Source organism: Erythrobacter sp. SDW2 (genome assembly GCF_021431965.1).
GTDB lineage: Bacteria > Pseudomonadota > Alphaproteobacteria > Sphingomonadales > Sphingomonadaceae > Parerythrobacter.
The window spans coordinates 1,678,859-1,692,496 of sequence record NZ_CP090370.1; the positions used below are offsets into that span (position 1 = coordinate 1,678,859).

The 13,638-nt window shown below is 63.9% G+C and carries 10 protein-coding genes; 7 read left to right on the forward strand and 3 right to left on the reverse strand.

Going from position 1 to position 13,638, the window contains the following annotated elements:
* Positions 1–19: 19 nt before the first annotated feature.
* Both LY632_RS08210 and LY632_RS08215 read left to right on the forward strand, forming a co-directional pair.
* A complete protein-coding gene (locus LY632_RS08210) occupies positions 20–1,600 on the forward strand; it encodes a ribonuclease J (protein WP_370636570.1) in 1,581 nt (526 codons plus the stop codon).
* A 15-nt stretch (positions 1,601–1,615) separates the two neighbouring features.
* Entirely contained in the window at positions 1,616–1,897 is a 282-nt protein-coding gene (locus LY632_RS08215) for a DUF1467 family protein (RefSeq protein WP_234090660.1), read from the forward strand.
* 8 nt (positions 1,898–1,905) lie between these two features.
* Here the strand turns inward: LY632_RS08215 and LY632_RS08220 are convergent, their stop codons facing one another.
* On the reverse strand, positions 1,906–4,536 hold the full coding sequence (locus tag LY632_RS08220; protein ID WP_234090661.1) for an ATPase: 2,631 nt from the start codon (positions 4,534–4,536) through the stop codon (positions 1,906–1,908).
* A gap of 70 nt (positions 4,537–4,606) precedes the next feature.
* Here LY632_RS08220 and LY632_RS08225 point away from each other — a divergent pair, with 70 nt between their 5' ends.
* From LY632_RS08225 to LY632_RS08240, 4 genes are read left to right on the forward strand one after another with little or no spacing between them, the layout of a single operon-like run.
* Positions 4,607–4,906: an Hpt domain-containing protein gene (locus LY632_RS08225; protein WP_234090662.1), complete on the forward strand. Its 300-nt coding sequence runs from the start codon at positions 4,607–4,609 to the stop codon at positions 4,904–4,906.
* Between the two features lie 33 nt (positions 4,907–4,939).
* A complete protein-coding gene (locus LY632_RS08230) occupies positions 4,940–6,154 on the forward strand; it encodes a hypothetical protein (RefSeq protein WP_234090663.1) in 1,215 nt (404 codons plus the stop codon).
* A 23-nt stretch (positions 6,155–6,177) separates the two neighbouring features.
* Entirely contained in the window at positions 6,178–7,155 is a 978-nt protein-coding gene (locus LY632_RS08235) for a hypothetical protein (RefSeq protein WP_234090664.1), read from the forward strand.
* Positions 7,156–7,158: 3 nt separating this feature from the next.
* The gene (locus LY632_RS08240; RefSeq protein ID WP_234090665.1) at positions 7,159–8,541 is read left to right on the forward strand and encodes a HAMP domain-containing sensor histidine kinase; all 1,383 of its coding nucleotides are present in this window, start codon (positions 7,159–7,161) and stop codon (positions 8,539–8,541) included.
* A 36-nt stretch (positions 8,542–8,577) separates the two neighbouring features.
* On the opposite strand, the gene LY632_RS08245 is transcribed toward LY632_RS08240, so the two are convergent.
* Positions 8,578–9,861 carry a citrate synthase gene (locus tag LY632_RS08245; protein WP_234090666.1) on the reverse strand — a complete coding sequence of 428 codons (1,284 nt, stop codon included), beginning with the start codon at positions 9,859–9,861 and terminating at the stop codon, positions 8,578–8,580.
* A 34-nt stretch (positions 9,862–9,895) separates the two neighbouring features.
* Positions 9,896–11,323, reverse strand: coding sequence for a glutamate--tRNA ligase (gene gltX, locus LY632_RS08250; protein ID WP_234090667.1), 1,428 nt, complete (start codon positions 11,321–11,323; stop codon positions 9,896–9,898).
* Between the two features lie 41 nt (positions 11,324–11,364).
* Between gltX and LY632_RS08255 the strand changes: the two genes are divergently transcribed.
* The gene (locus tag LY632_RS08255; protein ID WP_234093195.1) at positions 11,365–13,602 is read left to right on the forward strand and encodes a ComEC/Rec2 family competence protein; all 2,238 of its coding nucleotides are present in this window, start codon (positions 11,365–11,367) and stop codon (positions 13,600–13,602) included.
* The last annotated feature ends 36 nt before the right edge of the window (positions 13,603–13,638 follow it).

A 13,638-nucleotide genomic window follows, 5' to 3' on the forward strand; every position in this document is an offset into this window, starting at 1 on the left:
CGGCTCTGCCGAGATCGGCATGAACGTCAATCTCTATGGCTGTCAGGGCAAGTGGCTGATGGTTGACCTCGGAATGACCTTCGGTGCGAACGAATACCCCGGCACCGAACTGGTCTTTGCTGACCTTGATTTCATCGAGGAACGGGCGGACGACCTGATCGGTGTCGTGCTGACCCACGCACATGAGGACCATATCGGCGCGGTGCCCTATTTCGCTGCCGACCTCGGCGTGCCGCTCTATGCAACGCCCTTCACGGCCGAGTTGGTCCGACGCAAGCTTCAGGAGGCCGATCTCCTCGATGAAGTCGAAGTTGTCGTCATCGAGGAAGATCATGGCGAGATCGAGCTTGGGCCGTTCACCGTAACCTATCTCCCGCTCGCGCACTCGATTGCCGAAGGCAACGCACTGCTGATCGACACGCCCTTTGGCCGGGTGTTCCACACCGGCGACTGGAAGCTCGACGAGGATCCGATCATCGGCGAGCCGACCACCGAGGAGGAATTGCGCCAGATCGGCGACGACGGCGTGCTGGCGCTGGTGTGCGACAGCACCAATGTGTTCAATCCAAATTCCAGCGGATCGGAAGGCGCGGTCTACAAGGGCCTGCTCGACGAGGTAAGCAAGTGGTCCGGGCGGCGGGTACTGGTGACCACCTTCGCTTCCAATGTCGCGCGCCTGCAGACGCTGGGCGAAGTAGCCAAGGCAACCGGGCGCGAGCTGTGCATTGCCGGGCGCTCGCTCGATCGGATCATCGATGTCGCCAAGCAGTCGGGATATTTGCAGGATTTCCCGAATGTGGTCGACTGGGATACGGCAATGGGCCTGCCTCGCGGGCAAGTGCTGATCCTCGCGACCGGCGGGCAGGGTGAGCCGCGCGCGGCGCTGGCCCGCATTGCCGAGGAGAACCACCCGCTGGAGCTGTCGAGCGGCGACGTGGTGCTGTTCTCCAGCCGCCAGATCCCCGGCAACGAGCTCAGCATCGGGGTGATCCAGAACCGGCTCGCCGCGCGCGGGATCGTGATGGTGACCGACCGGCAGAGCATGATCCATGTCTCCGGTCATCCTGGTCGCCCGGAACTTGCCGCGCTCTACAGTTGGCTGCGGCCGGAGATCCTCGTCCCCGTCCATGGCGAGATCCGTCACATGCAGGAACAGGCGCGGTTTGGGAAAGAAAACGGCATCCCGCACAACATCTTCCAGGCCAATGGCGACATCGTGCGACTGGCCCCGGGCACGCCGGGACGGGTTGCGCAGGTACACACCGGCAGGCTGCTGCTGGACGGCGACATTATCGTCCCGGCCGATGGCGAGAGCATAGTCATGCGCCGCCGCCTGGCGCACAACGGGGTCGTAGTGGTGGTGCTCGATGCCAAGGGACGCCCGCAGGTTGAAGGGTTGGGGCTGCCGCTGGATGAGGACTACCCGGCCTTTGTCGAGGAAGCGCAGGCCGATATCGTCGATGCCCTGAAGAAGCTGCGCGGCAAGGATACCGGCAGCAGGGAAGCGATCATCGAAGCCGCGCGCCTCGCCGCGCGGCGGGCGGCAACCCGCTGGTCAGGCAAGAAGCCGCAGGTCAAAGTCATGCTGGCGGAAGCCTGAGGAAGGGAATCGATCATGGCCTGGACATCGATTATCGCCATCTATGCCCTGTTCTGGGTGATGAGCGCCTTCATCCTGCTTCCCTTCGGGGTGAAGACGGCCGACGAGGCGGGCGTGGCCAAAGTGCCAGGTCAGGCCGACAGTGCGCCAGTCAATTTCCGTCCTGCCAAGGTCGCCTTGCGCGCCACTTTGGTCGCAGTGGTGTTCACCACGCTATGGGTCCTCAATTGGGAGTACGGCTGGGTCGGGGTCGAGGTGATCGACTTGTTCGGCATGGCTCAGCGTAGCGCGGGTTAGGGCGCAGCTTACTCGGTCCGCAATCGCTCGATTGCCTGCGCCAGCGCGACGTAAAGCTTGCCCATATCGCTGCTGAGCAAGGTTACGCCGATGGCATTGCCGTCACGCGTCGAGAGCATGGTCCGCAGCATCGCTTCGAAATCGTGAATGTAGCGGCTTACATGGTCCCGGAAGTCCACGTCGGCGTCATAGAGTTCCGCAATCTCGCGTGCTTCGGTGTTGGAAAGCAGGCTGACCGCGCGGCGGGTAAAGATGCCTCGATCCCCGCGCAGGTAGCTGGCCCAAGCGGTATCCGTGACATCGGTCGACAGCGACTTCGCAATGTCGATAGCGTTGGAATTGAGCGCCTCTGTAATCAATGCCACCCGACGGGCAAAATCATTGTCGACCTGCTCCTGCGCGCGTTCGCGGGCACGCTCGACGCGGTTCTCGAGATTGCCGGCGAGCTCGTTCACCAACGAAAGCTGGTCGCGCAATTGCACCGCTGCCTCGCGTGCCGAGGCGGCCGAGCGGGTGGCCGCTTCGTCGAGCGCGGCAATGGCCTGGTCCGAATTCTGGCGAACCGCCCGGTCGATGGTCTCCGCCGCACGCGAGCCGATGCCTTGCGCGATCTTCTCAATGGTTTCGCTGCTTTCCTCGCCAGCTAGCGCAAGGGCTTCGCGCACCTTGTCTTCGAGCAAGGTGATCGCCTCGCGCAACTGCTCTTGCGAGCTTTCGGAGATCCGCTGACCGTCTTCCTCCAGCATCCCCAGTGCCTCGCGCAGGCTGGTGATCTCGGCACTGTAGTCGGCGCTCAGGGCCTTGAGGCGAGCGTGCAACGCTCCGGTCCGTATCTGCAGGGACTCGCCACTGTCATTGGCGGCGATGACATAGTTGGAGATCGATACCGACCGGGCCACGCTTTCCGACAGCATTGCCCCAAGAGTTTCGGTCGATTGCCGCGCAGCCTCGAGACGTTGCTCGGCCACGCCGATAGCGTTCGGCAAATCGTTCCTGCTGTGTTGCACGCTCGCCTGGATGAGTTCGAGCAAGCGCACGCAGGCTTCGGTCATATCGGCCACGACAGACTGGGTCGCGGCCATGTCGGCCCGGCTTGAAGCAAGGTCCTTTGCCATGGCCAGCGTGGTTTCGAGCAAGCCTTCCTGTGCCGTACGGCTTTCGCCCAGAAGGCCTTCGATCTGTGCGGTAAGTTCGGCCACCTTGGCGGTCGCAGCTTCGGTGCTGGTCTGCAGGGCGAGGGCATGCTCGGCCTGTCGGGCCCGGCGGGCCTCCAGCTCGCTATCGATGGCCGCGAGTTGCTCTTGCAATGCGGTAAGCGCAGCTGCCTCGCTGGCTTCCAACTGGGCTCGCCGCTCGTCGAGCTGTCCTGCAAAGATTGCATTGCGCTCGGCGATATTGGCATCAATGCGCGCAGCCTCGTCTCGGAGCTCCTGCTGTTTCTTGCCGGCAGCTGCGAGAAACTGGTCATCGATCGACCGAATCTGCTCTACGGCCTCGGTCAGCCGTTGCTGCATTCCGTCGATCTGCCCGATCCACAGCGCCTTTGCTTCTTCCTCGCCTTGGCGGATAGCGCGGGCAATGGTCTCGCTCTCGTTGCGCAAGCCAGTAAGGCGGGCGCGCATCGATTTGAGCGCTTCCTCTTCCTGTTCCTCCAGCATGCCGCGGGTCGAGCCGAGTTCTTCCGCCAGCTGGTTCGCCCGGCGCCGCAAAGCGGCCAGGCTGTGGACCTCGCGGCTGTCGAGTTCACCGCGAAATTCCTCGCTTGCCTCGCGCAGGGCGGCAAAGCGGGCAGAGGTGATTTCCTCCATCTTGACCGCTTGCGCTTCGAAAGCGGCGAGAGTGGCCTCGACTTTTTCGCTCAATGCAGCGACCTGCCGCTCGCTCGCGGCACCGAACTCGTTGAGTCGGGCAAAGCCGCTCACCAGCCGCTCGATCTGGCCCTCGGCCGTGCCGCCGGCATTGCCGATCTGGTTGGCAACATCGCGCGCCGAATTGGCAATCACAGGCAGGTCGCCACGTAGCTTGTCCATGTTCTCCATGGCGATAGCGCTGACGCTGGCGATCTGTTCGACCTGGGCGGAATTGTTGCGAACCAGTAATTGCAGCCTGTCGGCATGCTCGCTGAGCCGTTCGCTAGCGATGCGGCCGAGAGATTCCAGCTCGAGACCCTGCGAGGCAAGAAATTCCCGCGCCAGGCTCAACTCTCGATTTACCGTTGTCAGGCGCTGTTCGAGCAGCGCAGATTCCGACGACAAGGCCGAGGCTGCCTCGGCATAGCGGCGCGCGGCAAGGGTGCTGTTGCGCTGGAACAGCACCCAGAGGGCGAGCACTACCAGTACCGGGATGGCCCATTGACCGATCCAGCCGGTCCATTGCTGCGGTGTCGTCCCGGCGAGCAAAGCAGCGCGGTTGGCCCAGGCGAAGAACACTGTCCAGGCAGCAATGGCGAGGAGCGCTGCGGCTGGAACGAGCCAGCCGAAAGTGCGCCGTGCAGGCTCTTCGGCCCACTCATCTTCCCAGCTGTCCTCCAGCACCAGATCATCCTCGGCGGCCGCAACGGCGCCGTTCTCTGCCGGTGTTTGCGCCGTGCCATCGCCGCCCGAAGCGCCGACTGCCCTGATATGATGACCCCCGCTCATGGCCGGGAATCTACCACTTTTGCGTCACGATTAAACCCCGCTTTAACCTTAACGCGATAGACCGAGTGTCATGGCCTTTGAAAATGGTGCCTTTTCCGCCACGCTGGCGGCTGCTGCAGGGGGCGATGCCGCCCTGCATGCAGAGTTGCGCCTGGCCTTTCGCGAGAGCGTGGCGCAGCAGATCGATCTGCTTTCGCGCGCCCGTTGCGACGGCAACTGGCTGGTCGCAGCGCAGCGGATCAAGGGGCTCGCCGCGAGCTTTCATGCCGAACCGCTTATGGTACTGGCCGAAGAAGCTGTGTCCAGTGCGCCTGGCGATCCGGTCGTTTTGCGCAAGCTTGACCGTTTCCTCGCCGAGTTCGACGAATAGCGCAAAAGCCGGGGCAGGCTCCGCTGCTCTCGCTTGGATTTCGTATGGCCTGCGCCTATCGCTGCAACCGCGATGGGATCGGACGATACTTCTCGGATAGCCTTGCTTTCGCTCGGTCCGGCCACGGGCATCGGTGGCAATCGACGCGTCGTGGGCGGGGTGAGCGTGCTGGAGCGGCAGGTCGACGTTGCGCTGGCATTGGGATGCGGGAGGATTTGGCTGTCGACGCCCGAACAGGACGGTCTGGCAATCCGGGCGCAACGGATGGCCGAGGCTGGCGGGGCACAGTTTCGCCTGATCCAGCGCGGTCGGCAATTGCTCGGTAGCTTGCGCCAACAGGATGAACTGCTGGTGCTGGCAGAAGGTCTCGTGGCCGGTGAGAGTAAGGCGCTTGAACCTCTCTCCGGTGGTCCCGTGATTCTTACTATTCCGGCGGCAACGGGCATGGCAGGCGGTTTCGAACGGCTCGATCGTGACCACTGTTGGGCGGGCGGAATGGTCCTGCCCGGGCGGGTCATCGAGCGGCTCGATGAATTGGGTGGGGATATCGAGCCAGTCTCCGCCCTGTTGCGCGCAGGCCGGGCGGCACGAGTGCGTGAGCGAGCGATTCCGGAACCGTGGGCGGCGACTGGCCAGTGGTCGCTCTCGACGGATCGTGTGCCGGTGGCCGATAGCGGTGTGGATGCAGGGGGTTCTTCCTATCTGCAACGATTCGTGACTGAACCGATTGGCGCATGGTTGGTCGGTCGACCGCGGCTTGCCTTGGCCACACTCGGTTCGGGCGCGCTTGCCGCGATTGGCGCACTCGCGTGCCTGTACCTGGCATTGCCAGCGTTCTCATTGTTGCTGGTGGCGCTTTCCTGTTGCTTGTTGCAATGTGGGGTTCTTTCGAAAAAGCAGGGCGATGCGCGGGTCTTCTCGGCGCCGAAGCCGGGTCGGCTGGATGCCCTCCTGCCCATGGTTGCGGAACCGGTGGGTGCTCTGGCGTTGGCCTCCGGCCTCCACACGCAATTCGGTTGGTCTTCCACGCTTTACATCGCATTGTTGACGGTGGCGACGTGGTTGCTCGCAGGGCTCGGCAAGCATCGCATGGCCGAACTTTTTACCGACCGCGTCGCCCTCTGGCTCGGAACTGGCCTCGGTGGTCTGGCAGGTTTCTGGATCGCAGGCCCGGCCCTCGCCAGCGCGCTGTCTCTGGCCGCGATTTTGCTTAACATGCGCAACCAGCCAGCAATAACGCAGGCTTAACTATGCTGCGTTAAGCGTGGCCGATGATCGAGGCTGCTATGACCAATGCTGAAACCCCTGTGTCCGCCGAGGCACCTGTCGAAGCGATCCTGCGCAATGAGCTCGCGCATGGCGATGTCATGCTCGGCACGATCGGGCCGATCCTTGGCCACTTGATCGCCAACCACGACCACTCGTTGTTCAGCGACGAGATCGTGGCCCGAATCCGCGGCATGGTGAATGGCATCGCCCAGCAGTTGCTCGAACTCCAGGCCGGTGAAACCGACGAGGTCGATCCGCATGGTTTCGCCATCCGGAACGCGGAAGATTTGGCCGAGATGATCGCGGCCGATCCGGCGTTTCTGACCCATTGCCACGGCCTCGCCATCGAATGCCATCTGGCCGAGCGGCTGCGCGGGCGCAACGCGATCGATCCGGTGCTTTCACCCCTGATGCAGTCGTTGGTTGCGTCCGACGATCCGGCGACTGCCGCGCTGGCAATGCAGGCGCTGGCTTCGCAAGCCCGTTTCGTACAGCGCCAGAAGCGCATGCAGCTGCCGCTTGCCGAGCTTCCTGCCGACCTGTTCCACCACGCATTGATGACCTGGCGCAGCTATGCCGGTGGCCTCGATACGGCTTTGGTGGGCCGGATCGAGACGCGAATGCGCAAGGATTTCGACGAAAGTAGCAGCCGTCTCGGCTTGCTTTCGCGCTTGGTCGAAGGGATGGGCGGGGGTGCCCGTGCTGCGTTGTCGGTTTCGCATGCCGGCGTTGCACTGTTCCTGACCGCCCTGGCTTCGTCTTCGCAGCAGGAGCGTGACGTCGTTGCACTTTCGACCAACGACCGCCAGCTGGCCCGCCTTGCCCTCGCACTGCGCAGTTCTGGTCTCAGTCCGAAGGAGGTCGAGGAGCAGTTTCTCTACCTCCATCCCGAGATTTCGCTGCCGGAAGGCTTCTCGCAGCTGCGGGTCGACCGGGCACAGGCGATGCTCGCCGCCTCGGGCGGATGGCGGACAAGCTGATCCGTGAGCCGCGTTTCCGATTCCATTCTTGCCAAGGCACGCACTGACGCAGACGACCGGCTGGTCGAAGCGGACGAGCCCCTTGCACGGCTCCAGCGCGCCTGCGGCGGTGAACTGCCGGGCGCGATTGCCATTCACGAGCTGCGCCAGCTGGTCCGCAAGGCCCGTTCGATGGACCTGCGTCTCGCCCGCACGATCCGCGCCTTCGACGGCAATGACCGCATCACGGCGTGGGTCGAAGTTGTTCCTTACGAAGGAAAGAACGAACGCGGCTGTTCCATCTCTGTCGCGACCTGGCAGGTTTCGGCGCCCGTCAGCGGGACCGAAGACGATGCCGCCGCCCGCCGCGACGCCATCGACAATGCCTTGGCCGAACTGCATGCCCGGCTCGATCCGCAACAGCGCATCCTGACAGTCGATACCGAAGCGGAGGACCTGCAATCACTGGTCCGCCGGATCGAAGCCGATCCGGGCAAAGCATGGACAGACTTCGTCAGCATTCCAGGCAACCTGCACGCCCAGCCATTGCACTGGCGCCTGCTCGATCAGGCCCGCTGCGAGGTTGAGGGTAGTCCGCGCCAATGGACCGTGCGCCTTATCCCCATCGGCGAACCTGTTCCGGGCAGCGAAGGCTTCGAGCTCTACCTCGTCGCCAACCGCGCCTGGGCCAAGCGCGGCGATCGTCGACGTAGCCAGAACCAAGAAGTGCAGGCCCGGCTCGGCCGTGACCTGTCGCCGGTGTTGCGCCAGCCGATCTCGCGCATTATCGCCAATGCAGAGACAATCCGCACCAAACTCGCCGGGCCGCTGGCCGATGAATACAGCGACTATGCCGCCGATATCGCTGCCGCGGGTCAGCACCTGCTCTCGCTGATCGACGACCTCGCGGATCTGGAAGTGATCGAGGCAGAGGGCTTTTCGACCGCCCCCGACAGGATCGACCTGGTCGATGTCGTGCGGCAAGCGGCGGGCATCCTCGGGGTTACTGCGCAGGAAAAGGGCATCACCATCGAGATGCCCGATCGCGACAAGCGCTGCCCGGCGGTGGGCGAATTCCGCCGCGTGTTGCAGGTGTTGCTCAATCTCATCGGCAATGCGATCCGCTATTCGCCGCAAGGTTCGCAAATCCGGGTCGAACTGGCGCGCAACGGCAAGGTCGCCGGGGCGCGGGTGATCGACCAGGGACCGGGTATCGACAAGGCCCAGCAAGCGGCGATCTTCGAGAAGTTCGAACGGCTTGGCCGCAGCGGTGACGGCGGGTCCGGGCTTGGTCTGTACATCTCTCGCCGCTTGGCGCGAGCGATGGGCGGCGACCTCAAAGTCAAAAGCGAGCCGGGCGAAGGGGCGACCTTCACTCTCACCCTGCCGGTCAATTCCGAAACGTGAAAGCCGGACTGCTTCCGCAGCCCGGCTCCCGAAATCTTATCGCTGGCCGATCGGAACGTAGTCACGTTCGGTCGGGCCGGTGTAGAGCTGGCGTGGACGGCCGATGACCTGGCCGGGGTCGCTGATCATTTCGTTCCACTGCGCCACCCAGCCGACGGTGCGGGCGAGGGCGAACAGAGCGGTGAACATGGTGGTCGGGAAGCCGATCGAGCTGAGGATGATGCCGGAATAGAAGTCCACGTTAGGGAACAGCTTCTTTTCCTTGAAGTAATCGTCGTTCAGCGCAATTTCCTCGAGCGCGAGCGCGGTCTCGAACACCGGATCGCTGGTCTTGAGCGCTTCGAACACTTCGCGCAGCGTCTGCTGCATCACGGTCGCGCGCGGGTCGTAGTTCTTGTAGACGCGGTGGCCGAAGCCCATCAGGCGGAACGGATCGTTCTTGTCCTTGGCCCGCTCGATATAGTGCGGGATCCGGTCAGGGGTGCCGATTTCCTGCAACATGTTGAGCGCAGCTTCGTTGGCACCGCCATGGGCCGGACCCCACAGGCAGGCGATGCCCGCCGCGATGCAGGCAAACGGGTTCGCGCCCGACGAACCGGCGAGACGCACGGTCGAGGTCGAGGCGTTCTGCTCGTGGTCGGCATGGAGGATGAAGATCCGGTCCATCGCCTTTTCGATAGCCGGGTGCAGTTCGTATTCTTCCGCCGGCACACCGAAGGTCATGCGCAGGAAGTTGCCGGTGTAGCTCAGGTCGTTCTGCGGATAGAGGAACGGCTGCCCGATGGAGTATTTGTAGGCCATCGCAGCAATGGTCGGCATCTTGGCGATCAGGCGGTGGCTGCTGATCTTGCGGTGTTCCGGGTCGGAGATGTCGGTGCTGTCATGATAGAACGCCGACAGCGCGCCCACCACGCCGCACATGATCGCCATCGGGTGCGCATCGCGGCGGAAGCCACGATAGAAAGTCATCAGCTGCTCGTGCAGCATGGTGTGGCGGGTGATCGTGTAGCTGAAGTCGTCGAGTTCGGCCTGGTTGGGCAGTTCGCCATTGAGGAGCAAGTAGCTGACTTCCATGAAGCTGGAATGTTCGGCCAGCTGGCCGATCGGATAGCCGCGATGGAGCAGGATGCCTTCGTCACCGTCGATATAGGTCAGCGCGCTTTCGCAGCTGGCGGTCGACTTGTAGCCGGGGTCGAAGGTGAAAGCGCCGGTCGCGCCATAGAGCTTGCGGATATCGACAACGTCGGGTCCGGTCGTGCCCTTGAGCACCGGGAATTCATGGGACTGGCCGTTCAGCTCCAGCTTTGCCGTATCTGCCATTGTCGTTCTCCTACAATCTGTCCTTGCTCGTATCCTATTCGGCGGGCGTCACCTGGGCGTTAATTCGCGCCAGGGACTCCTCCCTGCCGAGCAGGACGAGCACATCGAAAATACCAGGGGACGTGGTCGTCCCCGTCAAAGCTGCGCGCATGGGTTGCGCCAGCCTGCCGAGACCCAGTTCAAGGCTCTCGGCGAGCGCCTTCGTAGTGGCTTCGAGGGCCTCGATTGTCCAGTCATTTTCCGCCTGTAACGCGGCGGAAATCTTGCTCAATATTGCGCGCCCATCGCCTTCCAGCAGGGAGGCCGCCTTATCGGTCATGGTCAGCGGGCGCTTGGCGAACAGGAAGCCGGCGCCTTCGGCCAGCTCGTTGATATCCTTGGCCCGTACCTTGAGCTCCGGCATGGCCCGCGTCAGCAGGGCGACATCGGCGTCTTCGGCCAACTTCTCGGCCACCAGCGCCGCCAACCGGGCATTATCGGCCTCGCGGATATAGTGCCCGTTGAGGTTGAGCAGCTTCTTGGTGTCAAAGCGCGAGGGGCTCTTGCCGACGCCTTCAAGGGTAAAGACCTCGGCCGCCTCTTCCTTGGTGAATTCCTCGCGGTCGCCATAGCCCCAGCCGAGGCGGAGCAGGTAATTGAACAATGCTTCGGGCAGCACGCCCATCTCGTCGCGATAGCTTTCGACCCCGACGGCGCCGTGACGCTTTGACAGCTTGGCCCCGTCCGGGCCGTGGATCAGCGGGACATGGGCATACACCGGGTCCGGCCACTTGCCCTCGATCTGGTCCATGGCGCGGATGATAGGCAGCTGACGGAAGGCATTGTTGAGGTGATCATCGCCTCGGATGATGTGGGTGACGCCCATGTCATGATCGTCGACCACCACGGCCAGCATATACGTCGGCGTGCCATCGGCGCGCAACAGCACGTAGTCGTCGATTTCCTCGTTGCGGACGGTGACCTTGCCCTGGACTTTGTCTTCGATGACGGTTTCGCCCTCGTTGGGAGTCTTGAGGCGGATTACAAAGGGTGTCCCTTCAGGCGCTTCCGAAGGATCGCGGTCACGCCAGCGGCCGTCATAACGCTGTGGCAGTTTCTTGGCGCGCTGCTCCTCGCGCATGGCTTCGAGTTCTTCGGGCGTGGCGAAGCATTTGTACGCATGGCCTTCCGCCAGCAACTGTCGCGCGACATCGGCATGGCGCTCGGCGCGGTCGGACTGGAACAGCGGCGGGGCATCGAAATCGAGCCCGAGCCAGTCGAGCCCCTCGATGATCTTGTCGATCGCATCCTGCGTGCTGCGCTTGCGGTCGGTGTCCTCGATCCGCAGCAGGACCTTGCCGCCGTGGTGACGGGCGAACAGCCAGTTGAACAGCGCCGTGCGCGCGCCTCCAAGGTGCAGATAGCCGGTGGGAGACGGCGCAAAGCGGGTTACCACCGGCGCTGCACCACTATTGCTTGCCATCTTGCGTGGCTTCCTTTCCTATTCGGTCCATGGTGACCCGTATGACACCAGCAGTTCCGCTCGCCGGGGGTGAGCCGGGGGGCGGCCCCGGGTCAGGCCATGCTGCATTGCAGCAGAGCCATTGGCACTCACGCTGGCGCTTGTCCAGCAAAGTGGCGTGGATGGATCAGGAACTTGGCGCTGCGGGGTTCGACCGAGCCCCGTGGATTGCGGTGACGCTGGCTGCCGGGATAGGGCTGTGGTTCTGGTTGCCGGGACCCACGCCGTGGATCGCTGCGATTGCCTTCTCGGCGCTACTGGCCGCTTCCGGGATGTTCCTGCTCCGACGAGGCGCATTGCCGCATATTGCCATGGCAATGTTGGCGATGGGCCTGGCGAGTGGTCTCGGAACGGGCCTGATCTGGGCGCGCTCAGCCATGGTCGGGGCAGAACCGATCGCTGCGCCGACAGTGCAATGGTACCAGGGCAAGGTGCTGGAGCGCGAGGATCAGCCCGCCGAGGAACGGATCAGGCTGGTAATGGCGGTGCGCGATGCCGCAACCGGGCAAGCGCAGAAAATCCGCGTCAATGTCCCGCAGGAGCAGGCATTATCGGAATTGCGCGAAGGTGCGGTGCTGCGGCTGAGGGCGCGGCTGATGCTACCGGGTGCGCCGCTGGTGCCGGGTGCCTATAATTTTGCCCGACGGGCATGGTTCGACGGCCTCGCGGCGACCGGATCGGTGATCGGCGATATCGAAGTGGTGGCGACGCCGCCGCCGGCGAGCGGGATCGCCTCGGTGCAGCGGACTTTGTCCGGGCATGTCAGGGAACGGCTGGGCGGATCGGCCGGAACCATCGCTGCTGCCTTTGCCAGCGGGGACCGGGGCGCGATCTCGGACGCCGACGAAGAGGCCATGCGCGATGCCGGGTTGACCCACTTGCTGTCGATCAGCGGCCTGCATGTCAGCGCCATTATCGCAGCGGCCTACCTGCTGGCGATCAAATTGCTGGCGCTCTGGCCATGGCTGGCCCTGCGGGCCCGGTTGCCGGTCGTGGCGGCGGCGGTGGGTGCGGCGGCGGGGATCGGTTATACCTTGCTGACGGGGGCAGAGGTGCCGACGGTGCGAAGCTGCGCCGCAGCGGTGCTGGTGCTGATTGCGTTGGCATTGGGCAGGGAGGCGCTGTCGCTGCGGATGGTAGCTGTGGCGGCGGGCTTCGTCCTGCTGTTATGGCCGGAATCGCTGGTGGGGCCGAGTTTCCAGATGTCGTTCAGCGCGGTGCTGGCAATTGTCGCCTTGCACAATTCCGCTCCGGTCAAGGCTTTTCTCGCGCCGCGTGAAGAGAGCTGGCTAGCGCACGGCGGCAGGCGTGTAGCGATGTTGCTGGTAACCGGGCTGGTGATCGAGATCGCGTTGATGCCGATCGTTTTGTTCCACTTCCACCGGGCGGGTATCTACGGTGCGCTGGCCAATGTCGTGGCGATCCCGCTGGTTACATTCATTTCCATGCCGCTGATCGCCATTGCACTGGCATTCGACCTTGTCGGGGCGGGCGCGCCGTTCTGGTGGCTCGCGGGGCAATCGCTCGATCTGTTGCTTGGTATCGCGCATCTGACGTCGGACCAGCCGGGCGCGGTCAAGCTGATGCCGCAAATGGAGCTGGGGACCTTGGCACTGTTCGTCTTTGGCGGGCTGTGGCTGGCGTTGTGGCAGGGGCGCAAGCGGCTGGTGGGACTGGTCCCCGCAGGTGTGGCGGCGGCGATGTTGGCCCTCACGCCGACGCCGGACGTGCTGGTCTCGGGCGACGGGCGGCATGTCGGGATTGTCGAGGACGGTCGGCTGATCATGCTGCGCGAGGGTAGGTCGGACTATGCGCGCGAGAACCTGATGGAACTGGCCGGGATGGAAGGCGAGCCGGTCGCGATCACCGACTGGCCGGGCGCACGATGCAGTCGCGACTTCTGCGTGCTCACGCTCAGGCGGGGCGGGCGGCCGTGGCACATCATGATGGCACGCAGCCGCGAGCGGATCGAGGAACGGGCCCTGGCGGCGGCCTGCGAGCGGGCGGATATCGTCATTGCCGACCGCTGGTTGCCGCGCTCATGTCAGCCCTTGTGGCTCAAGGTGGACCGCAAATTTCTCGGACTGTCCGGCGGGCTGGCGCTGTTCCTTGAGCAGGAGCGCTTCGACAGCGTGGCCATGAGCGAGGGGCAGCATGGCTGGTGGAAACCGGTCGAGCCGGGACCCTACAGGCCACGCGAAAAGGGAGAAGTGCCGGAAAAAATGGGGGAGCGGCGGTGAGGCGGGCGTGCCTCGCTGCGGGGACAGGACCGCTCC

Bases quoted from the DNA above. Each gene is read 5' to 3' on its own strand.
- LY632_RS08210 (WP_370636570.1), top strand. From the start codon at position 20: ATGAACGTCAATCTCTATGGCTGTCAGGGCAAGTGGCTGATGGTTGAC.
- LY632_RS08215 (WP_234090660.1), top strand. From the start codon at position 1,616: ATGGCCTGGACATCGATTATCGCCATCTATGCCCTGTTCTGGGTGATG.
- LY632_RS08220 (WP_234090661.1), bottom strand. From the start codon at position 4,536: ATGAGCGGGGGTCATCATATCAGGGCAGTCGGCGCTTCGGGCGGCGAT.
- LY632_RS08225 (WP_234090662.1), top strand. From the start codon at position 4,607: ATGGCCTTTGAAAATGGTGCCTTTTCCGCCACGCTGGCGGCTGCTGCA.
- LY632_RS08235 (WP_234090664.1), top strand. From the start codon at position 6,178: ATGATCGAGGCTGCTATGACCAATGCTGAAACCCCTGTGTCCGCCGAG.
- LY632_RS08245 (WP_234090666.1), bottom strand. From the start codon at position 9,861: ATGGCAGATACGGCAAAGCTGGAGCTGAACGGCCAGTCCCATGAATTC.
- gltX (WP_234090667.1), bottom strand. From the start codon at position 11,323: ATGGCAAGCAATAGTGGTGCAGCGCCGGTGGTAACCCGCTTTGCGCCG.
- LY632_RS08255 (WP_234093195.1), top strand. From the start codon at position 11,365: ATGACACCAGCAGTTCCGCTCGCCGGGGGTGAGCCGGGGGGCGGCCCC.